This is a genomic window from Acidovorax sp. M2(2025) (genome assembly GCF_049330835.1).
In the GTDB taxonomy this organism is placed as follows: Bacteria; Pseudomonadota; Gammaproteobacteria; order Burkholderiales; family Burkholderiaceae_C; genus Acidovorax.
Window position 1 is genome coordinate 42,250 of sequence record NZ_CP186262.1, and the last position, 19,242, is coordinate 61,491.

General features: G+C 68.7%; 18 protein-coding genes. 2 read left to right on the plus strand and 16 right to left on the minus strand.

The genetic code is table 11. The annotated features are described in order from the left end of the window. Window positions 1-63: 63 nt before the first annotated feature. From ACOYR3_RS00185 to def, 12 genes are all read right to left on the minus strand, one after another. A complete protein-coding gene (locus tag ACOYR3_RS00185) occupies window positions 64-1,068 on the minus strand; it encodes a succinylglutamate desuccinylase (protein ID WP_422844526.1) in 1,005 nt (334 codons plus the stop codon). Next, the gene (locus ACOYR3_RS00190) at window positions 1,065-2,042 is read right to left on the minus strand and encodes a Bug family tripartite tricarboxylate transporter substrate binding protein (protein WP_422844527.1); all 978 of its coding nucleotides are present in this window, start codon (window positions 2,040-2,042) and stop codon (window positions 1,065-1,067) included. The genes ACOYR3_RS00185 and ACOYR3_RS00190 overlap by 4 nt, the downstream gene beginning before the upstream one ends. 120 nt (window positions 2,043-2,162) lie before the next feature. Beyond that, the gene (locus ACOYR3_RS00195) at window positions 2,163-3,062 is read right to left on the minus strand and encodes a LysR family transcriptional regulator (protein WP_422844528.1); all 900 of its coding nucleotides are present in this window, start codon (window positions 3,060-3,062) and stop codon (window positions 2,163-2,165) included. Between the two features lie 48 nt (window positions 3,063-3,110). Continuing rightward, window positions 3,111-3,938 carry an orotidine-5'-phosphate decarboxylase gene (gene pyrF / locus ACOYR3_RS00200; RefSeq protein WP_422844529.1) on the minus strand — a complete coding sequence of 276 codons (828 nt, stop codon included), beginning with the start codon at window positions 3,936-3,938 and terminating at the stop codon, window positions 3,111-3,113. A gap of 190 nt (window positions 3,939-4,128) precedes the next feature. Then, window positions 4,129-4,686 (minus strand): FlgO family outer membrane protein, encoded by a 558-nt coding sequence (locus tag ACOYR3_RS00205; protein WP_422844530.1) that lies wholly within the window; start codon window positions 4,684-4,686, stop codon window positions 4,129-4,131. Beyond that, on the minus strand, window positions 4,683-5,369 hold the full coding sequence (locus tag ACOYR3_RS00210; RefSeq protein WP_422844531.1) for a hypothetical protein: 687 nt from the start codon (window positions 5,367-5,369) through the stop codon (window positions 4,683-4,685). The genes ACOYR3_RS00205 and ACOYR3_RS00210 overlap by 4 nt, the downstream gene beginning before the upstream one ends. Window positions 5,370-5,578: 209 nt before the next feature. Beyond that, on the minus strand, window positions 5,579-6,778 hold the full coding sequence (locus ACOYR3_RS00215) for a phosphoglycerate kinase (protein WP_422844532.1): 1,200 nt from the start codon (window positions 6,776-6,778) through the stop codon (window positions 5,579-5,581). 171 nt (window positions 6,779-6,949) lie between these two features. Next, window positions 6,950-7,291: an AzlD domain-containing protein gene (locus tag ACOYR3_RS00220; RefSeq protein WP_422844533.1), complete on the minus strand. Its 342-nt coding sequence runs from the start codon at window positions 7,289-7,291 to the stop codon at window positions 6,950-6,952. Further along, window positions 7,288-8,112, minus strand: a complete 825-nt coding sequence (locus ACOYR3_RS00225; RefSeq protein WP_422844534.1) for an AzlC family ABC transporter permease — start codon at window positions 8,110-8,112, stop codon at window positions 7,288-7,290. Before ACOYR3_RS00225 ends, ACOYR3_RS00220 begins: the two co-directional genes overlap by 4 nt. Next, entirely contained in the window at window positions 8,109-9,104 is a 996-nt protein-coding gene (gene fmt / locus ACOYR3_RS00230; protein ID WP_422844535.1) for a methionyl-tRNA formyltransferase, read from the minus strand. Before fmt ends, ACOYR3_RS00225 begins: the two co-directional genes overlap by 4 nt. 207 nt (window positions 9,105-9,311) lie before the next feature. Then, the gene (locus ACOYR3_RS00235) at window positions 9,312-9,818 is read right to left on the minus strand and encodes a hypothetical protein (protein WP_422844536.1); all 507 of its coding nucleotides are present in this window, start codon (window positions 9,816-9,818) and stop codon (window positions 9,312-9,314) included. After that, window positions 9,815-10,324: a peptide deformylase gene (gene def / locus ACOYR3_RS00240; protein ID WP_291484480.1), complete on the minus strand. Its 510-nt coding sequence runs from the start codon at window positions 10,322-10,324 to the stop codon at window positions 9,815-9,817. Before def ends, ACOYR3_RS00235 begins: the two co-directional genes overlap by 4 nt. A 472-nt stretch (window positions 10,325-10,796) precedes the next feature. Here def and ACOYR3_RS00245 point away from each other — a divergent pair, with 472 nt between their 5' ends. Continuing rightward, window positions 10,797-12,020: a LysM peptidoglycan-binding domain-containing protein gene (locus tag ACOYR3_RS00245; RefSeq protein ID WP_422844537.1), complete on the plus strand. Its 1,224-nt coding sequence runs from the start codon at window positions 10,797-10,799 to the stop codon at window positions 12,018-12,020. Window positions 12,021-12,075: 55 nt separating this feature from the next. Beyond that, window positions 12,076-13,248, plus strand: coding sequence for a DNA-processing protein DprA (dprA, locus tag ACOYR3_RS00250; protein ID WP_422844538.1), 1,173 nt, complete (start codon window positions 12,076-12,078; stop codon window positions 13,246-13,248). A 71-nt stretch (window positions 13,249-13,319) separates the two neighbouring features. On the opposite strand, the gene ACOYR3_RS00255 is transcribed toward dprA, so the two are convergent. The 4 genes from ACOYR3_RS00255 to yajC all read right to left on the minus strand — a co-directional run bounded on the left by ACOYR3_RS00255 (window position 13,320) and on the right by yajC (window position 19,170). Further along, window positions 13,320-15,689 (minus strand): DUF1631 family protein, encoded by a 2,370-nt coding sequence (locus ACOYR3_RS00255; RefSeq protein ID WP_422844539.1) that lies wholly within the window; start codon window positions 15,687-15,689, stop codon window positions 13,320-13,322. Between the two features lie 17 nt (window positions 15,690-15,706). Beyond that, window positions 15,707-16,657, minus strand: coding sequence for a protein translocase subunit SecF (gene secF / locus ACOYR3_RS00260; protein ID WP_422844540.1), 951 nt, complete (start codon window positions 16,655-16,657; stop codon window positions 15,707-15,709). Window positions 16,658-16,828: 171 nt separating this feature from the next. Next, complete coding sequence (gene secD / locus ACOYR3_RS00265; protein WP_422844541.1) at window positions 16,829-18,688, minus strand: protein translocase subunit SecD; 1,860 nt, start codon at window positions 18,686-18,688, stop codon at window positions 16,829-16,831. A gap of 146 nt (window positions 18,689-18,834) precedes the next feature. Further along, window positions 18,835-19,170: a preprotein translocase subunit YajC gene (gene yajC, locus ACOYR3_RS00270; protein ID WP_291484474.1), complete on the minus strand. Its 336-nt coding sequence runs from the start codon at window positions 19,168-19,170 to the stop codon at window positions 18,835-18,837. Between the last annotated feature and the right edge of the window lie 72 nt (window positions 19,171-19,242).

Genomic DNA, 19,242 nt, shown 5'->3' on the forward strand with positions numbered 1-19,242 from the left:
CCTTCAGCGCTTGCTGGATAAGCGCTAGCAGCTATTAAATCGATAGCATCCATTCAACCGCGGCTACAGCACCCGGCGCCGTGCGTAGCGCACCACGGTCACGCCGGCCCGGGCCTGGCGCACCGATGGCATGACCAGCACGCAGTCGTCGTAGGGGGTGGTGACCGCAACGCCGTCGTTGTCCCCGATGACCGTGCCGGCCTTCTCGATGCGCTCCAGCCCGGTGAAAGGCTGCGTGAAGCGGAACGCGCTGCTCGTGGCCACGACGGGGCCGGTCACCTCCAGCGCCCACTGGCAGGGCGCGTCGGGCAGGCGCCAGCCCGGCAACTGCTGCGCCAGGGTGGACGCCGCCACGGCGCCCGACTGCTCCAGGAAGCGCACGCACTGGTCTTGCGCCACGGCGCGGCTGGCGGGGTCGCCATGGAAGCCGCACTCGATGAGCAGCGAACGGGTCCCGTTGTCGGCCAGGTCGCCAAAGCGGCCGTAGTCGCGCATGCGCACGCCGTCCTTGTGCCCGGCGTCCACCACGATGTGCTCCGGCGACCGCATGGCGCGGGCCAGCTCCAGGTTGCGCGGCTGGATGCCGGTGAGCAGCAGCGGGGCCGACGGTTCGTGCATGGAGTGGATGTCGAGCAGCCAGTCCGCGCGCGCCACGAAGGGGCGCAGGGCTGCCGCACGGCGCCGCTCGCGGGTGTCGCCGGCGTCGATGCGCTCGTCCATCCACTGGCGGTTGAGGTCTTCGTCCGTGAAGCGCGAGGCGTCGTGGTTGCGGGGATCGAAGCGGTCGAACGCCTCCAGGTTGCAAAAGGCCAGCGTGAGCGTGCCCTGCGCCGGCCGCACGCCAGCCTCCAGCAGGCCCTTGAGTGCCCAGGCGCCGCACAGCTCGTTGCCGTGCACCAGGGCGCTGACCATCACGTGGCGCCCGGGCTGGCCCGAGTCGAAGTGCCACACGCCCTCGGTGCCCGTGTTGCCGGCGCGCCAGGCGCCGAGGTCGGGCGCCGGCAGCGCAAAGGCCAGGGGTGGCACGGCGGCGCTGCCGGCCTGGAAATGCGGGGTGGCGGTGCTCATTCTTCGATCTTGGCGAATTCAACAATCTTCTTGTACTTGGCCACTTCGGCCGCGAGGAACTGGTCGATGTTCACGTTCGTGGCCGCCACGGTGGAGCCGGTGGCTTCCATCTTCTTGCGGAAGTCGGGCGACTGCAGGCTGTCGTTCAGCGCCTTCTTCACTTTGTCGAAGACGGGCTTGGGCAGGTGGGCCGGCGCCATGAGCGCGAACCAGACGCCGATGTCCACGTTCTTGTACTGCGCGGTTTCCGCGAGCGCGGGGATGTCGGGCGTGATGGCCGAGCGCTTGGCTTCGGTCGTGCCCAGGGCCACCACCTTGCCGCTCTTGATGTGCGGCAGGCCGCTGGAGAGCACGAACACCCCGAACTCCAGGTTGTTGCCCAGCAGGTCGTTGGTGAGCGGCGCGACGCCGCGGTAGGGAATGTGCGTCATGAACAGCTTGCCCTGCTCCTTGACCATCTCGCCCGCAAGGTGCAGCGAAGTGCCCACGCCCGAGCTGCCGTAGCTGTACTTGCCGGGGTTGGCGGTCACCTTGCGCGTGAAATCGGCCAGGTTCTTCACGCCCGAGCCGGCGGACGCCACCAGCACCAGGGGCTGCGACGCGATCAGGCCGATGGCGGTGAAGTCCTTGAGGTCGTACTTCACCTTCTTCGTGACCAGCTTGTTGATGGCGATTTCGTTGCTGGCCCCCACGAGCAGGGTGTAGCCGTCGGGGGCGCTGCTGGCCACCTTCTGCGCGCCAATGGCACCGCCCGCGCCGCCGATGTTCTCGATCACGACGGGCACGCCCAGCTTGGCACCCAGCTCGGTGGCCACCGTGCGCGCCGTCAGGTCCGTGCTGCCGCCGGGCGGATAGCCCACCACGATGGTGATGGGCTTGTTGGGGTAGGCGTCCTGCGCCAGGCTGGGCAGTGCGGCGGACAAGGCCAGGCCGCACACCAGCGCGGCGCGGCAAAAGGAGGGAGCAAGGAACATGGCGGGGTTTCCTGAAGAAAGGACAGCGGGGGTCGCTGGGCCCGATTGTGAAAAGCCCACCCCGGTGCCGCGGTGCCAAAACGGCACCAGCCGGTGCCAATATCGCCGGCGCGGCTCAGTTCAGCGGGGCGCCAGCGCCGTCCACAGCGCTTCCGCCAGTGGACCCAGGCGGCGCTTGGGGCGGTACAGGCGCACGTCGAAGCGCACCTCCATGCGGGCGTCCCCGGCGGGCGCCAGCCGCTGTGCCCTGCAGTCGGCATGCACCATGGACCAGGGCAGCCACGCCACGCCCAGCCCTTTCTGGACGTACTCGTAGTGGGCATCGGCCGAGTCGCATTCCACCACCCGCTGGAGCCGCGGCGCGTGCGGGTTCTGCGCCAGGTGGTCCTCCACCAGGCGGCCCAGCGCGAGCTGCGGGGCGTAGGCCAGGTACGGCACCGGCGCGGTCGCGCCGGGTCCGAAGGCGTGCAGCGCCTGGCCCTGGGCCGTGGCGCGCGAGATGGGGACCAGGCGGTCCGAGGCCACCGTCACATGCATGAACTGGCGCGCGTCCAGCCGGATCGCCAGCGCCGGGTGGTGGTACACCAGCGAGAAGTCCGCCTCGCCGCGCTCCAGCAGGGCCACCGTTTCGGCGAGCGCCCGCGTGCGGATGCACAGCTCGCCGCCTTGCAGCACGGGCTGCAGCCGCACCAGCCAGTCGGCCACCACGGTGCGCGCCAGCGTGCGGCCGGTGGCCAGCGTCACGGTGCGGGCGTGGCGCCCCGCCAGGCTCTGCAGCTCGTCATGCGACTGCGCCAGGTGGCGCACCAGCTGCCCCGCGGTCTCCAGAAAGCTCTGGCCTGCGGGCGTGAGCACCACCGGCCCGCCGCCACGCTCCACCAGCGGCGTGCCGGCCCAGGCTTCCAGCGCGCGGATGCGCCGGCCGAAGGCGGGGTGCGTCACATGCCGCAGCTCCGCCGCGCGGGTGAAGCTGCGCTCCTGCGCCAGAACGATGAAGTCTTCGACCCACTTGAGCTGCATGGCGCGGTGTCGGTCGACGCGGGGCGCGCTGCGGCGGGTCCAGTGGCCTCAGCCGGCGCGTGCGGCTTCCAGCACGGCACGCGTGCGCTGGGCCTCGGCCCGCGCAGCGGCCGCGAAGTCCTCGCCGCGGGAGGCATAGAGCACGGCCCGGGACGAGTTGACGATGATCGGCCCGTCGTCACGCAGCCCGGCGCGGACCGTGGCCACGGCGTCGCCGCCCTGGGCTCCCACGCCGGGAATCAGCAGGGGCAGGGTGGGCGCAATGGCGCGCACGCGCTCGATCTCCTGCGGGTAGGTCGCGCCCACCACCAGCCCCAGCTGGCCGTTGCGGTTCCAGGGGCCTTGTGCCAGACGCGCAACGTGCTCGTACATCCGGGGCTGCCCTTCCACGCTGGCCAGGCGCTGGTTCTGCAAGTCGTCGCCGCCAGGATTGGACGTGCGGCACAGCAGGAACGCCCCCTTGCCGTGGTAGGCCAGGTACGGCTCGATGGAGTCGAACCCCATGAAGGGCGACAGCGTGACCGCGTCGGCGCCATAGCGCTCGAACGCCTCCTTGGCGTACTGCTCGGCGGTGGAGCCGATGTCGCCGCGCTTGGCGTCCAGGATGACCGGCACGTGGGGCGCGTTGGCGCGCAGGTGCTGCATCAGGCGTTCCAGCTGGTCTTCCGCGCCGTGCGCGGCAAAGTAGGCGATCTGTGGCTTGAAGGCACACACCAGGTCGGCCGTCGCGTCCACCACGGCCGCGCAGAAGTCGTAGATCTTGCGCGGGTCGCCCTGCATTCCCGCGGGAAACCGCGTGGGCTCCGGGTCCAGGCCCACGCACAGCAGGGAGCGGTTCTGCGCCGCGGCGTCGCGCAGCATGTCGGTAAAGGTCATGGGCCGAGATTTTAGGACGCCCTCTGGCGGACGGCGGCGCGGGCGCCGCAGCCCCAGGCGGGCTCGGGGAGGGCAGGCGCACCCAGAGAAGCGCCCAAAGAAAAAGGCCGTCGAAACGGCCTTGCAAAAGGAGAATGGCAGCGTGCGGGGCGGGTGGCAGCCGGTTGCCGCGCCACCTGCGCCCTGCGCCTCAGCGCTGAACGGTCAGCAGGCGCTGCACGTCGCGGTCGTTGGGCAGCGCGTAGTCGTAGCCGCGGACGATGCGGCTGTCTTCGGTGCGCACGAGCTTCAGGCTCACATAGGTGTAGTTGGCGGCGGCAGAGTACGTGCCCACCAGCACCAGCGAGGCGTTGTGGCTGCGTGCGATGTCCTTGATCTCACGCGACAGCAGCAGCTCGCCAGCGCCTTCGCGCACGAACACGTCGCCGCGCAGCTTGATTTCCTTCACATTGAAGCCAGTGGCAGCCATGTGCGATGCGTACTGCTCGGACAGCGTGCGGCCCAGCGGAGCGGAACGGCTCAGGTCGTTCACATTGACCACCGTGGCCACGAGCACCGGGCCATTGCCGATGGCGCTCAGGTCGAAGCCGGCGGTCAGCTTGGCCACGGCATCACGGCTGCTGGCCAGGAACTGGTTGCTGGCGGCTTCCTGGTAGGTGGGCTCCGTGCGCACGGCGGGGCCGTTGTTGGCGCAGCCTGCCAGCAGGGCGGCAGCGGCCAGCGCGGTCAGAAGTGCTGTGGATTTCATTGCGAAACTACCTTCATGTTGACGTTCCTATACGACGGACGCATGAACAGGGGCGTGTCCGCGTTTTCCAGGTAGTACACGTCGGTCTTGCGCACCACATACTGGCCGCCGCGCGTCACCGTGGTCGTCAGGATCATTTCCGTGTTGGTCGGGCCGCCGGAGTTGATGCTGGCGCCGTAGTCGGCCAGCGCGGTCAGGCCCAGGGCGCCCAGCAGCTGGGCGTCCAGGTGTTCATTGCGCAAGCCATACGCGGCCATCACGCCGGCAGCAATCATGGTGAACTGGCCGGGAATGAAATGGGGGCGGGGGCTGTTGTGGCGGACGATCTGCGTGTTGTAGGTCACGTTCAGCGTCTGGCCGGGGTCCTGCAGCACGGGGGCGCCGCTCTGGACCAGCTTGGTGATCAGGAAATCACGGAACGCCAGGTCGAACGCGCTGGGGTTGGGAGGCAGCGCCACATGCAGCTGGGTGCCCGGAGCGACGCCGCTCTTGTCCAGCGCGCTGAGGGTCTGTGCCACCACATCATTGGAGACCAGCTCCCAGTGGCCGGCGGAACGGACCTTCGGCTGCACCGTCAACTCAAAGTTCTCTGCCAGGGGGATGGGCGAACGGTATGCACATCCTGCCAAAGTAGCCACAGCGCCGGCGAGCACCGCCAAGCCGACTGCCTTTGAAAATTTCATGGTTCCCTCCTACGGACTTTGAGAGGCGGGGACATGAACAGATACATCCCACGCGGTCAGAAAATAATTCTGGGCGGGATACTCAACAAAAACAAGAAAAAATTGAGGTAACTGCGCCTGGACACACGCAATTCGTTGTTTTTGGTCACAGATTGGCGCGCTTGCTTACGCGCGCGCCCGTCTGCTTTCCAAAAGACACGTGACAGGAATTAACCGTTTGTAACAGCACGTTTTTCGAGAATCTCGAACGCCGGCAGGGTCTTGCCCTCCAGCACTTCCAGGAACGCCCCGCCGCCGGTGGAGATATAGCCCACCTGCTTCTCGATGCCGTACTTGGCAATGGCGGCCAGCGTGTCCCCGCCGCCGGCAATGCTGAACGCGGCCGATTCGGCAATGGCGCGGGCGATTTCGCGCGTGCCGTTCTCGAATGCCGCAAACTCGAACACGCCCACGGGGCCGTTCCAGACGATGGTGCCGGCGGACTTGAGCTGCCCCGCTAGGCGGGCTGCCGTCTGCGGGCCGATGTCCAGGATCAGGTCGTCCTCGGCCACCTCGGAGGCCGCCTTCACCGTGGCGGGCGCATCGGCCGCGAAGGACTTGGCCACCACCACGTCGGTGGGAACCGGCACTTCGGCGCCGCGCGCCTTCATCGCCTCCATCACCGCACGCGCTTCGCCCACCAGGTCGGGCTCGGCCAGGCTCTTGCCGATGGGCAGGCCCGCGGCCAGCATGAAGGTGTTGGCGATGCCGCCGCCCACGATGAGCTGGTCCACCTTGTCGGCCAGGCTCTTGAGGATGGTCAGCTTGGTGGACACCTTGGAGCCCGCGACGATGGCCGCCAGCGGGCGCTGCGGATGGGCCAGGGCCTTGGTCAGCGCATCGATCTCGGCCGACAGCAGCGGGCCGGCGCAGGCGATGGGGGCGAACTGCGCGATGCCGTAGGTGGTGCCTTCCGCGCGGTGGGCGGTGCCGAAGGCATCGTTCACAAAAATGTCGCACAGCGCGGCCAGCTTGCGCGCCAGCTCTTCCTTGTTCTTCTTCTCGCCCACGTTGAGGCGGCAGTTCTCCAGCAGCACGACCTGGCCGGGGGCCACGGTCACGCCGTCCACCCAGTTCGCCACCAGCGGCACCTCGCGGCCCAGCAGTTCCGAGAGCCGGGCGGCCACGGGGGCCAGCGAGTCCTCGGGCTTGAACTCGCCCTCCGTCGGCCGGCCGAGGTGGCTGGTCACCATCACGGCGGCTCCGGCGTCCAGCGCCATGCGGATGCAGGGGATCGAGGCGCGGATGCGCGTGTCTTCGGTGATGCGGCCGGCATCGTCCTGCGGAACGTTCAGGTCGGCACGGATGAAGACGCGCTGGCCTTGGGCCTTGCCCTGGGCGCAGAGATCGGAAAAACGAAGGATGTTCATGGCAGGAGGGAGAAGTGAATCGGCTTGCGGGCGCCATTTTAGTGAGCCAACCCGCCAGCACCGGCGCGGCCCAGGCCGGCAGGCGCCGTGGAACCGGCCTTGCCAGGCCACGGGCATCGTTCCCCTGGGGACGCCGCGCAGGGGCTCAGGGTGCCTCTCCAGGGAGCTTCTCTACCAGCCCCAGCCGATGTGCAGCGGCAGGTACACGGCCATGCCCAGCACGATGGTGCCCAGGATGCCGCGCTTCCAGAAATAGTATGCGCTCGCACACAGCACGGCGGGCAGCCGCGCGTCGCGCAGCGTTTCGATGAACGCGCCCTGGGCCATGAGGATCTCGGGCGCGATCACGGCGGTCAGCGCGGCGAGCGGCGCGTACTTGAGGCCGCGCTTGAGCCAGTCGGGCAGCGGCAGTTCGCGCTCGGGAATCATGAAGAACGCACGGGACACCACGGTGATGACCGCCAGGCCCAGGATGGCCACGGTAGGCTCAATGCCGGTCCAGGGACTGCTCATGGGTGCCGCTCCTCGCGCAGGGGCACCACGTCGCCCGCCTCGACCTGCTCGCGCTCTTCGGGCGGCAGCACGCTGTCGGCCGGCAGCAGCACCAGTTCGGGCTTGTGCCGGCGCCGGTCCACGGCCTCCATCAGCAGGCCTGCGGCGACGGCGGCGGCAATGGCCACCAGGATGTTGAGCTTGAGCGGCAGGGCGAACGCCGCAATGGCCGCCGTGGCCGCGACACCCGTGGCCAGCCAGGTGGCCCGGTCAAACAGCAGCGACAGCAACACGCCCAGCAGCGCCAGCACCCCGGCAAACCCCAGGCCCCAGGACAGCGGCACCGCATTGGCCAGCAGAATGCCCGCCAGGGACGGCACCTGCCAGGCCAGCCAGTTGGTGGTGGCCGCGCCCCAGAAATACGGCACCTGCTCAGGTTCCGGCCGCGGCTGCGGAAAGCGCTTCATGAAGGCCACGTAGATCACGTCGCCGCTGAAGTAGCCCACGGCCAGGCGCTGGCGCAGCGGCAGGTGGGCGAAATAGCTGCGCCACATGCTGCTGAAAATCACGAAGCGCAGGTTCACACAGCTGGCCGTGAGCCACACCACCCACAGCGGAGCACCGGCGGCCATCAGCGGAATCACCGCCAGCTGAGCGCTGCCCGCGTACACCACCAGCGACATGAAGATGGCCATGCCGACAGGCATGCCGCTCTTGACCATGACAACGCCCGTGACCAGCCCCCAGGCGCCGATGCCCACGGCCGTGCCCGCCATGTCGGCGGCAGCGGTGCGATACGACGGGTGGCGCAGCGCGCGGCCCAGGGGAGCCCGCCAGCTCATGCGCCAGGGTTTGCGGCAGCCCGGGCGGCCGAGTCCCCCAGCACCATGCCGGGCTGGAGATCAAAACCCCGCAGAAAGTCCCCCGCGGCAAGGCGCTTGCCGCCTGCGCGCTGCAGCACGGTCAGGCGCAACGCACCCTCGCCGCAGGCAATGCGGACGCCCTCGGCGCCCACCGCCAGAACCTGGCCGGGCAACTGGCCCTGGGCGGACAGGCCGCTGTCCATCTCGCAGCCCCAAACCTTGATGGCCTCTCCGGCGGCCTCGGTGCTGGCGCCCGGAAACGGGTCGAAGGCGCGGATGCGCCGCGCGATCACGGCCGCCGGCAGCGCCCAGTCGATCGCGCTCTCGGACTTTTCGATCTTGTGCGCGTAGGTGATGCCCTCGACCGGCTGGGGCACCGCATGCAGGCCCCCGCAGGCGGCCAGTTCCAGCGCCTCCACCACCAGCCGGCCGCCCAGCGCGGCAAGCCGGTCGTGCAGCGTGGCGGTCGTGTCGGCCGGGCCGATGGGCAGCCGCTGCGCCAGCAGCATCGCGCCCGTGTCCAGGCCGGCGTCCATCTGCATGATGGTGACGCCGGTCTCGGCATCGCCCGCTTCGATGGCACGGTGGATGGGGGCGGCGCCGCGCCAGCGCGGCAGCAGGCTGGCGTGGATGTTGAGGCAACCCTTGGGGGGCAGGTCCAGCACCCACTGCGGCAGGATGAGCCCGTAGGCGGCCACCACCATCACATCCGCCCGGGCGTTGCGCAGCGCGTCCTGCGCGGCGGCCGCATCCTCCGGGTACTTGCCATCGAGGCGCAGGCTGCGCGGCTGCGCGACGGCGATGCCGTGCTCCAGGGCGCATTGCTTGACGGGAGAGGCCTGCAGCTTCATCCCGCGCCCCGCCGGGCGGTCGGGCTGGCTGAGCACCAACGGCACCGTGAAGCCTGCGGCCAGCAATTGCTCCAGTGCCACGCGGGCGAATTCCGGCGTGCCGGCAAAGATGACTCTCATGGGGAATCGATCACAAAGAAAAGGGCGCGCGCCGCGAGGGATGCTCTGCGCGAATCGAGCGGAAAGTGTGCACTGCGGATCGGGATGGGCTGCAAGGCACAAAACGCAGCAATAGCAGGTGCTATTGCGAGGCTTCGCAACGCGGCAGACCGCCCGAGACCGCAGAGGCACACGGCGCGATGATTTGTGCAGAGCATCCCTAGGGCGTCAATCGCGCAGGTTGTCGCCGTGGGGCAGCTCGTCCGTGAACAGCACCTGGCGCACCACGCCCTGGCGGTCCAGGTGGACGTGCGCCAGCCGCGGATCGGAATTCTGGCGGAAACGGTAGGTCCAGATATCGCCGTCGAAGCGCGCCACCTGCTCCACGCGCAGCGGCGGCCCAAACGTGCCGCGCACCTCGGCAGCCGTCCAGACCCCGAGGGGAATGCGCTCGAAATGGGTCTGCGTCAGCACCTGCTCGTTGCGCACCAGCCGGCCCGACGGGTCGAAATCCAGGTTGTAGGCGGCAAACCCCGAGGGCAGCTCGGAATACACAAGGCGCTCGCCCGACGGCAAGGCCACCACGGCGGTGGGCGGGCCGTGGCGGGCGACGACCTCGGCCCGCAGCGCGCCCGGCTGCTCGCGGGCCACCAGGGGCAGGGCACAGCCGGCCAACTGCGCGGCCAGGGCCAGCACTCCGCCGCCCCACAGGGCGCGAAGCGCCCGGGGCTTCACGCCCGCGCCTCCCGCTGCTGCTTGACCATCTTGGTCTTGATGCGGTTGCGCTTGAGCGGCGACAGGTATTCCACGAACACCTTGCCCATCAGATGGTCCATTTCATGCTGGATGCATACCGCGAGCAGGCCGTCGGCCTCGATGGTGCGCGACACGCCCTGCGCGTCCAGCGCGCGCACGTGCACGGCGTCAAAGCGTTCCACCCCGTCATAGATGCCGGGCACCGACAGGCAGCCTTCTTCATTGAGGTGCTTTTCGGCGCTCGTCCACACCAGCTCCGGATTGATCAGGACCAGGGGCTCGTCGCGCTTTTCGGACACATCAATGACCACGAGCCGCTCGTGCACATCCACCTGCGTGGCCGCCAGGCCGATGCCATGGGCGTCGTACATGGTGGCCAGCATGTCGGCCACCAGCGTGCGGATGCGGTCGTCCACCGCCTCCACGGGGCGGGCGACCTTGTGGAGCCGTGGGTCCGGGTAACAGAGAATGGGAAGGATTGCCATGAAAGTGGGAAAGAGATGTCGTTATTTTCGCCACTTTTGGGTCCCGCTGCAGCACGCCAAGCCAATAATCGTTGCCGAATCAAGGGCTTGAGCAGAGAATCTAAGAACCTGTTCAAGGTCTTTTCGGGGTCGCACAAGCACCTTGCCGGGATGGGATGCAAGGCGCGGTGCGCGGCCAATAGCCCGGCTATTGGCAAGCGCCGCAACGCCGCAGACCGCCCGGCAAGGCGCTTGCCCGAAGGGTTGGAGTGAAATCGGGCGGTTGGACGCCCCAGCTGCTTGCATGGGCATGAGCCCATGCGGCGCATCCGAAGCATCCACCCATCCCGATTGCACTCCAATGCGATCCCCGAAAAGACCTTGAACAGGTTCTAAAAAGATTTGTAACGTATCAGCCGGTTCACCCCGCATCGCTGCGGGCACCATGGCGCCAGCGAGGGGGCGTTTCGCAATGCATGACAAGAGGAACAACATGACGGCATCTACCCGCCTGCGGCGAACCGCCCTGGGGGCGCTCACCCTGGCCGCTGGCGCTTTGCTGGCCGCCCCCGCCCAGGCCCAGAACTACCCCGTCTCCAGCAGCCAGCGCGCCACGGCGCAGCAGGTGGCGGAGCGCGGCGTACCGCTGTCAGAGCTGACCCCCAATGCACCCGACACCTATACCGTGAAGCGCGGCGACACGCTGTGGGGCATTTCGGGGCTGTACCTCAAGCGCCCCTGGCGCTGGCCCGAGCTGTGGGGGATGAACCTCAAGGCCATCCCCAACCCGCACCTGATCTTTCCGGGCCAGACGCTGTACCTGGACAAGGACGGCGGCTACGCCCGCCTGCGCACCACGCCGCCCGGCACGGTCGAGTCCCCGTCCGAGCCCGCAACCATCCGCGTGTCTCCCCGCGTGCGCAGCGACAGCCTGGCCAGCAACGCCCTGCCCACCCTGCCGCCGCACCTGATCGAGCCGTTCCTGGTGGAGCCCGTGGTGGTGGACGCCGACACCCTGCTGCGCGCGCCCCGCATCATCGCCACCACGGAAGACCGGGTGCTGATGGCCAGCGGCGACCGCGCCTACGTGCGCGGCGATGCGGCCGCCCCCGTGCGCGCCGAGCCGGGCGAGCCGCGCTTCTACCGTGTGTTCCGCGACGCCGTGGCCATGAAGGACCCGGACACCGGCGAAATCCTGGGCTACGAAGCGCAGTACCTGGGCAAGGCCGAGCTGGTGCGGGGCGAATCGTACGAAGACATCTCCAATGGCCGCGGCGGCCGCGTGTCCGAGTATGTGCCCGCCACGGTCGACCTGTCGAGCACCAAGGAGGAGATCCGCGCTGGCGACCGCCTGCTGCCCGCGCCGGAGCGCACCTTCACCAGCTACACCCCGCGTGTGCCCCCGATGGAAGTGCATGCCCGGGTGGTCTCGATCTACGGCAGCTTCTCGGCAGCCTATGCGGCCCAGAACCAGGTGGTGGCCCTGAATGTGGGCTCGCAGGACGGTATTGAACCGGGCCATGTGCTGTCGCTGCTGACCGGCGGCACCCGCATCAAGGACAAGACCGACGACGCCAAATCCATGATCCGGCTGCCCAGCGAGCGCAACGGCACCGCCATGGTGTTCCGCACCTTTGACCGGGTTTCGTATGCGCTGGTGCTGGAGATCCGCACGGGCGTGCGCGTCGGCGACCAGCTGGTGAACCCCCAGGACTGACGGCGCCGTGGCGCGGGCCGCACGGAACGGGCCGCCCGCTCACCAATCCCACCGCATGGACCGCGACGAACTGGGTGCATGGTTGCGCCTGACCCTCTCGCCAGGGGTGGGCAATGGCGCAGCACGGCGGCTGCTCGCCTGCTTCGGCCTGCCGCAGGCCGTATTCCAGCAGACCGAAGCCGCGCTGCTGCAGTGCGTGGCGCCGGCCCAGGCGCGCGCGCTGGTAGCCGTGCCGCCCGCATGGGAAACCCTGCGGGACGCGACCTGGCGCTGGCTGGAAGAAGCACCCCAGGAGCCCGAGGGCGCCGCCCGTGCGGTGGTGACGCTGGGCGATCCACGGTACCCGCAGCTGCTGCTGGACACCGAAGACCCTCCGCTGCTGCTGTACCTGATGGGGCCGGCCCCTCTGGTGGCGGGAACGCCGTTTCCGGCCGGCCGGTGCCTCGCGGTGGTCGGCAGCCGCAATCCCACCGCCCAGGGTGCGGACAACGCACGGCTTTTCTCGCGGGCGCTGGCCGAAGCGGGCTTCACGATCGTGTCAGGCCTGGCGTTGGGCATCGACGCCGCCGCCCACGAAGGAGCCCTGGACGCAGTCTCCGGGGCATCGGGCGGCGATGCCCCAGCCACCATTGCCGTGGTGGGCACCGGGCTGGACCGGGTCTACCCGCGCAAGAACCTCGGCCTGGCCCACCGCATTGCCGCGCGAGGCCTGCTGGTCAGCGAGTACCCGCTCGGCACGCCCCCGCTGGCGGCCAACTTCCCCAAGCGCAACCGGATCATTTCGGGCCTGTCCCAGGGCACGCTGGTGGTCGAGGCCGCGCTGGCCTCCGGCTCGCTGATCACGGCCCGCATGGCGGCGGAGCAGGGGCGGGAGGTGTTTGCGATCCCGGGGTCCATCCACGCCCCGCAGTCCCGCGGCTGCCACGCGCTCATACGCCAGGGGGCGAAGCTGGTGGAGTCCGCGCAGGATGTGCTCGAAGAACTTCGCCTGCCCGGCCCGGCAGGGGCCGCTTCGCAGCCTGCGTCGGCGCCAACCGACGACCCGGCGGACGAAACCGACAGCGCGCTCCTGCAGGCCCTGGGTTTCGACCCCATGGCCGTGGACGCGCTGGTGGCCCGCACGGGACAGGACGCTGCCTCCGTGCAGGTGGAACTGCTGGAGCTGGAACTGGAGGGCCGCGTGGCGCGGCTGCCGGGCGGCTTGTTCCAGCGGCTGGGCCGCGCCTAGGCGAGAGGCCGCTCAGCAGGCAAGCGCTTGCCCGCCCGGCGGGCACCGCGCACACCGCAGCGAGCGCCGCCTCAGCCCAGCAAGCGCTCGGGGTTGGCGTCCAGCTTGGCCAGCGCGTCGCGCGTGGCACGCAGGGTCAGGGTTTCTTCTTCCTGGGCCACCAGGAGCCCGGCCTGCAGGTAGGCCGCCAGCCTGCGCAGCTGGATCAGGTAGCTGCTGCCGTCCACGGCCGCGAACAGGTGCAGCTGCTTGCGCTGGCTGTGCCAGGCGTACTGCACCTGGGCGGAGGCGCCGTTGTGGTCCAGCGTGAACCAGGCGCCCACCGGCAGCTCCTGCGCCCAGGCCACCATGGCTTCGTCCACCGGCGCACCGTTGTCGGCCACCACGTGGATGGACGATGCGTCGATGCCCAGCATCATCTCGATGTTGTCGGCGTTGAGCGGCATGTCGCCCAGGGCCGCGTCGTCGATGAAATCCTCCAGATTGGCCAGGCGCTTGGCCATCGCGTCGATGTGCGCCTGCGGGATGGATGCGGTCTTGGAGAGAAAGGCGTCGGCCAGCGTGTCTGTGAGGACCTTGACCTGCGCGTCCTGCGCGGGGCCGTTCACCCCCATCAGCGTCAGGCCCTGGCGCAGGCGCTGCAACAGGCCCGGCAAGTTCTGGATGACCTGGGCCCGGTCGGTCCGGTTGGGCTTGGCGCTGGCCGCCCAGACCAGGTCGGCCGCCGTGCGCTTGAGGGCCACGGTATCGGCGTGCTGGGCGCCATCGCGCACGGCCGACAAGGCCAGCACCTCGGCCCAGGTCTTGAAGAGGAATTCGCGGATCTCTTCGCGCACCGGCATGTCGCGCAGCATGGTGCGCAGCTCGATGGTGTACTGGATCGCCAGCGTCTCGCGCTGCTCGACCTGCTGCGCCACCGTCACCAGACGCGAGGTGGCCTGCTTCTCCGTGAGGAACTTGGACAGGAATTTCTCGAACTCGTCGTAGACCAGCTGGAACACCCGCCGGCCCGTCTCGGGATACTGCTCGATCACCTGGACCACGCGGCGGATTTCGGCTTCCAGCGCGCTGCCGTTGATGCTGGTGGCGTCAAAGCCCATCACGCAGGCGCCCATGCGGTCGATCAGCTTGCGCGCGGGGTGGTCCACGTTGCTGAAGAACTCCGGCTCGGCCAGCGCCACGCGCAGCACCGGCACCTGCAGCCGCGCAAACCACACGCGCACGGCGGGGGGGATGCGCTCTTCGGCCAGGATGCTCTGGAACATCAGCGCCACCACTTCGATGATGGCCTTTTCCCCGGCGGTGGACGCCTTCTGCTTGAGCTCGGCCGAGCGCTCGCGCACCGCGCCGGCCACCCGTACCACCGCGGCGGGGCTGTAGTCCTCGACCAGGGTGGCAACGCCGCTGTAGTAGGTGTCGGACTGCACCCGGTGGGCGGTGAGCGCATGCGCCAGCGCCGCCGACGCGGGGGGCGCATTGACCATGTCGAACCCGGTGACGGGCTGCGTGAGGAGCTTGCGCAGCTGGCCCATCACCCCCTGGGCGCGCTGGCGCGCCCGCGCCAGCGGCGTCATGCCGGTCGCGAAGGCGGTGGGCACCCCCGGGTATTGCGCGGCGTAGCCGGGAGGGGGCATGCGCGGCGGCTGCAGGGGGCGTCCGCCCGGCAGCGGCTGGGCACCGCTGCGAGCGCCCGCCAGCGCGTCGCGGGACTGGGCCAAGGCCTGGGATGCCAGCCCTGCCGCGCCCGAATCCTGGCCGCCGGCTTGCACCGCGCCGCCCGACGTGCGCCGCACCCGCGACCGCAGATCGGCCTGCGGGGTGATGCCTTGCTCTACGTAGAAAACGTTGACGGCCTGGTATTGCTTTTGCAGCAGGTTGGCCAGCTCCCGCTGCAGCGGGTCCACGACCGTCTGGAGATCGGTGCGCGGCAGGCCGGCCTCGACCCACTGTTCCACCAGGAGCTGGCACACGGCCTCGGGCCGCAGGATGTCCTTGCTGTCGAGCTCCTGCCCTTCCAGCGACTGGGTGCGCTGGCGCAGCATGTCGAACTGCTGGCTGACCTGCTCGCTGATCGTGAGGGCCATGCGGGCCGAAACGATCTTGTTCTCCACCACATCGTCGCTCAGCAGCTCGAAGTGCATCCCGCCTCCGGCACTGCCTGCGAGCGCTGCGGCCGCCGTGCTGCTGTGCGCGGTCAGCGCGTCGCGCCAGGCCTTGCCGGTGCGTTCCGTCCAGGCCGCGTGGCGCTGCTGGTAGAGCAGCCAGGCGTCGCGGTGGGCCTGCATGTCCCGGGCCGTTCCGGTCTGCGACATCAGGGTGGTGAGGAAATCCTGGACCGTCTTGTCCAGGTCCGGCAAGCCGGCGCACAGCCCCTCGACGAACCGCTGTCGCGCCTGGCGGGCCAGGCGGCGTTGCGGAACGGATGAGGGAACGGGCTGCATGCGCCGATATTAGCGGGTCAGACGGTGGCTCCGGCCTGGGGATCGTTCGGATCCCCTTCCTTGCGGGCCGGCTTGACCAGGTCCTCGCGCTTGACGCCCAGCCACATGGCGATGGCCGCCGCCACGAACACGGACGAGTAGATGCCGAACAGGATGCCGATGGTCAGCGCCAGCGCGAAATAGTGCAGGCTGGGGCCGCCGAAGAAGAACATGGACAGCACCATCGCCTCGGTGGAAGCGTGGGTGATGATGGTACGGCTCATCGTGCTGGTGATGGCGTGGTCGATGACCTCGTGCGTGGTCATCTTGCGGTACTTGCGGAAGGCCTCGCGGATCCGGTCGAAGATCACGACCGATTCGTTCACCGAGTAGCCCAGCACCGCGAGCACGCCGGCCAGCACGGACAGCGAGAACTCCCACTGGAAGAACGCGAAGAAGCCCAGGATGATCACCACGTCGTGCAGGTTGGCGATGATGGCCGCCACGCCGAACTTCCACTCGAAGCGGAAGGCCAGGTAGATCACGATGCCCACCACCACCATGGCCAGCGCCATGAGGCCGCCGTGGACCAGCTCTTCGCCGACCTGCGGGCCGACGAACTCGGTGCGGCGCAGCGTGACCCCAGGATCGGCGGCCTTGAGCGCGCCCAGCACCTGCTCGCTCTGCTGCGCGGAGGTGATGCCCTTTTGCACCGGCAGGCGGATCATCACGTCGCGCGCCGTGCCGAAGTTCTGCACCTGCACGTCCGGGTAGCCCAGGCCGGTGACGGTCTCGCGCACCTTGGCAAGTTCCGCCGGCTGGCTGTAGGCCACTTCCATCACGGTCCCGCCCGTGAACTCCACCGACAGGTGCAGCCCCCGCGAGAACAGGAAGAACACCGCCAGGGCGAAGGTGACGAAGGAAATCGCGTTGAAGACCAACGCGTGCTTCATGAAAGGGATGTCTTTTCTGATGCGGAAGAATTCCATATTCTTCTCCGTTCTGTCTGTTCAGTTATGCACGTCGCGTGAATTCGGCGCGGATCCGTACCAGTGGACGCCATGGAACTGGCTTTGCCAGGCCACTGGCGTCGTCCCCCTGCCCGCGGCGCGCAGCGCCGTGAGAGCGGGGGGAAGCGGCGCAGCCGCACAGGGGGGTGTTCAAGATTCAGGCTTCCACACCTGGCCGATCGACACGCTCTTGAGCTTCTTCTGGCGCCCGTACCACAGGTTCACCAGGCCGCGCGAGAAGAACACGGCCGAGAACATGCTGGTGAGGATGCCGATGCAGTGCACCACCGCGAAGCCGCGCACCGGGCCGGAGCCGAAGGCCAGCAGGGCCAGGCCGGCGATCAGGGTGGTCACGTTGGAGTCCAGGATGGTCGCCCAGGCGCGCTCGTAGCCCGCGTGGATGGCCGCCTGCGGCGACACGCCCGCGCGCAGCTCTTCGCGGATGCGCTCGTTGATCAGCACGTTGGAGTCGATGGCCACGCCCAGCGCCAGCGCCATGGCGGCAATGCCGGGCAGCGTGAGGGTGGCCTGCAGCATCGACAGGATGGCCAGCAGCAGCAGCACGTTCACGCCCAGCGAGACGGTGGAGAACACGCCAAACAGCGCGTAGTAGATGCACATGAACACGGCGATCGCCACCATGCCCCAGACCACGCTGTGGATGCCGCGCTCGATGTTGTCGGCGCCCAGGCTGGGGCCGATGGTGTATTCCTCGATGATCTCCATGGGCGCGGCCAGCGAGCCGGCGCGCAGCAGCAGCGCGGTGTCGTTGGCCTCGGAGGTGGTCATCCGGCCCGAGATCTGCACCCGGCCGCCGCCGATTTCGCTGCGGATCACGGGGGCCGTCACCACTTCGCCCTTGCCCTTTTCAAAGAGCACGATGGCCATGCGCTTGCCCACGTTCTCGCGGGTGATGTCCTTGAAGATGCGCGAGCCCTTGGCGTCCAGCGTGAGGTTGACGGTGGGTTCCTGCGTCTGTCCGTCAAAGCCGGGCTGGGCATCGGTGAGGTTCTCGCCGGTCAGGACGACCTGCTTCTTCACGATGACTGCCTGGTTGTTGCGGTCCAGGTAGCGCTCGGAACCGAACGGCACCGGGCCGCGGCCCATCTCGGCGGCACGGGCCTCGGTGCCCTCGTCCACCATGCGCACTTCCAGCGTGGCGGTGCGGCCCAGGATGTCCTTGGCCTTGGCAGTGTCCTGCACGCCCGGCAGCTGCACCACGATGCGGTCCAGGCCCTGCTGCTGGATCACCGGCTCGGCCACGCCCAGCTCGTTGATCCGGTTGTGCAGCGTGACCATGTTCTGCTTGAGCGCCTGCTCCTGCACCTTGCGCGTGGCTTCGGGCTTGATGGCGACGCGCAGCTTGAATTCGCTGCCTTCGGGCGTTGCGGTGGCCACCAGGTCGGGGAACTGGTCTGTGACCAGATTGCGCGCGGCGGCCATCGTGGCCTCGTCGCGAACCTTGATGTCGATGTTCTGGCCTTCGCGGGTGATGCCGCCGTGGCGGATGTTCTTGTCGCGCAGCGCGGTGCGGATGTCGCCCGCGTACGACTCGGCCTTCTTGGTCAGGGCCGCCTGCATGTCCACCTGCAGCATGAAGTGCACGCCGCCGCGCAGGTCCAGGCCCAGGTACATGGGGTTGGCATGCAGGGCCTTGAGCCAGACGGGCGAGCGCGACACCAGGTTCAGCGCGACGATGTAGGAGGGGTCGGCGGCGTCCGGCACCAGCGCCTTCTGGATCGCGTCCTTGGCCTTGAGCTGGTTGTCGGGCGTGTCAAAACGCGCACGCACCGAGTTGCCTTCCAGCGCCACGAAATCGGGCGCGACGCCCGCCGCCTTGAGCGCATCTTCCACGCGCTGCTGCACGGCAGCGTCCACCTTGACGGTGGCCTTGGCCGAAGACACCTGCACCGCAGGCGCCTCGCCGAAGAAATTGGGCAGGGTGTACAAGGCCCCCACCAGCAGCACGATCACCAGGATCGCGTACTTCCAGACCGGGTAACGGTTCATGATCGCGCTCTTCTCTCAGTTATCCATGGACCCAGGCCAGCAGACGCCGCGCAAGGGCCGCCCCGCAGCGCTGGCGTCGTCCCCCTTTCCATCGCGCAGCGATGAGAGAAGGGGGAAGCCGCGCAGCGGCTCAGGGGGTTGGCCTATTACTTCACCGTGCCCTTGGGCAGCACCTGCACCACGGCGCTGCGCTGGATCTGCACTTCCACGTTGCTCGCGATCTCGATGTGCAGGAAGCCTTCCGACAGGCGGGTGACCTTGCCGATGATGCCGCCGGCGGTGGCCACTTCATCGCCCTTGGCGATGGCGTCGATCATGGCGCGGTGCTCCTTCTGGCGCTTCATCTGGGGACGGATCATGACGAAATACAGCACCACGAACATCAGCACCAGCGGGAGCATGCTGGTCAGCGAGGACATCATGTCGCCGCCGCCCGCGGCTGCGGCGGGTGCGGTCTGGGCAAAGGCAGAAGAAATAAACACGGACAGGACTCCACAAATGGACGGTCAAATTCTCGAAAACCCACGGCCGGCGGGCGCTGCGCGCCAAGGCGG

Coding starts and splice junctions, on each gene's coding strand:
- ACOYR3_RS00185 (WP_422844526.1), bottom strand. CDS start 1,068: ATGAGCACCGCCACCCCGCATTTCCAGGCCGGCAGCGCCGCCGTGCCA.
- ACOYR3_RS00225 (WP_422844534.1), bottom strand. CDS start 8,112: ATGAGCTGGCGGGCTCCCCTGGGCCGCGCGCTGCGCCACCCGTCGTAT.
- ACOYR3_RS00245 (WP_422844537.1), top strand. CDS start 10,797: ATGACGGCATCTACCCGCCTGCGGCGAACCGCCCTGGGGGCGCTCACC.
- secF (WP_422844540.1), bottom strand. CDS start 16,657: ATGGAATTCTTCCGCATCAGAAAAGACATCCCTTTCATGAAGCACGCG.
- ACOYR3_RS00215 (WP_422844532.1), bottom strand. CDS start 6,778: ATGAACATCCTTCGTTTTTCCGATCTCTGCGCCCAGGGCAAGGCCCAA.
- dprA (WP_422844538.1), top strand. CDS start 12,076: ATGGACCGCGACGAACTGGGTGCATGGTTGCGCCTGACCCTCTCGCCA.
- ACOYR3_RS00190 (WP_422844527.1), bottom strand. CDS start 2,042: ATGTTCCTTGCTCCCTCCTTTTGCCGCGCCGCGCTGGTGTGCGGCCTG.
- secD (WP_422844541.1), bottom strand. CDS start 18,688: ATGAACCGTTACCCGGTCTGGAAGTACGCGATCCTGGTGATCGTGCTG.
- ACOYR3_RS00255 (WP_422844539.1), bottom strand. CDS start 15,689: ATGCAGCCCGTTCCCTCATCCGTTCCGCAACGCCGCCTGGCCCGCCAG.
- pyrF (WP_422844529.1), bottom strand. CDS start 3,938: ATGACCTTTACCGACATGCTGCGCGACGCCGCGGCGCAGAACCGCTCC.
- ACOYR3_RS00210 (WP_422844531.1), bottom strand. CDS start 5,369: ATGAAATTTTCAAAGGCAGTCGGCTTGGCGGTGCTCGCCGGCGCTGTG.
- fmt (WP_422844535.1), bottom strand. CDS start 9,104: ATGAGAGTCATCTTTGCCGGCACGCCGGAATTCGCCCGCGTGGCACTG.
- ACOYR3_RS00205 (WP_422844530.1), bottom strand. CDS start 4,686: ATGAAATCCACAGCACTTCTGACCGCGCTGGCCGCTGCCGCCCTGCTG.
- ACOYR3_RS00195 (WP_422844528.1), bottom strand. CDS start 3,062: ATGCAGCTCAAGTGGGTCGAAGACTTCATCGTTCTGGCGCAGGAGCGC.
- ACOYR3_RS00220 (WP_422844533.1), bottom strand. CDS start 7,291: ATGAGCAGTCCCTGGACCGGCATTGAGCCTACCGTGGCCATCCTGGGC.
- def (WP_291484480.1), bottom strand. CDS start 10,324: ATGGCAATCCTTCCCATTCTCTGTTACCCGGACCCACGGCTCCACAAG.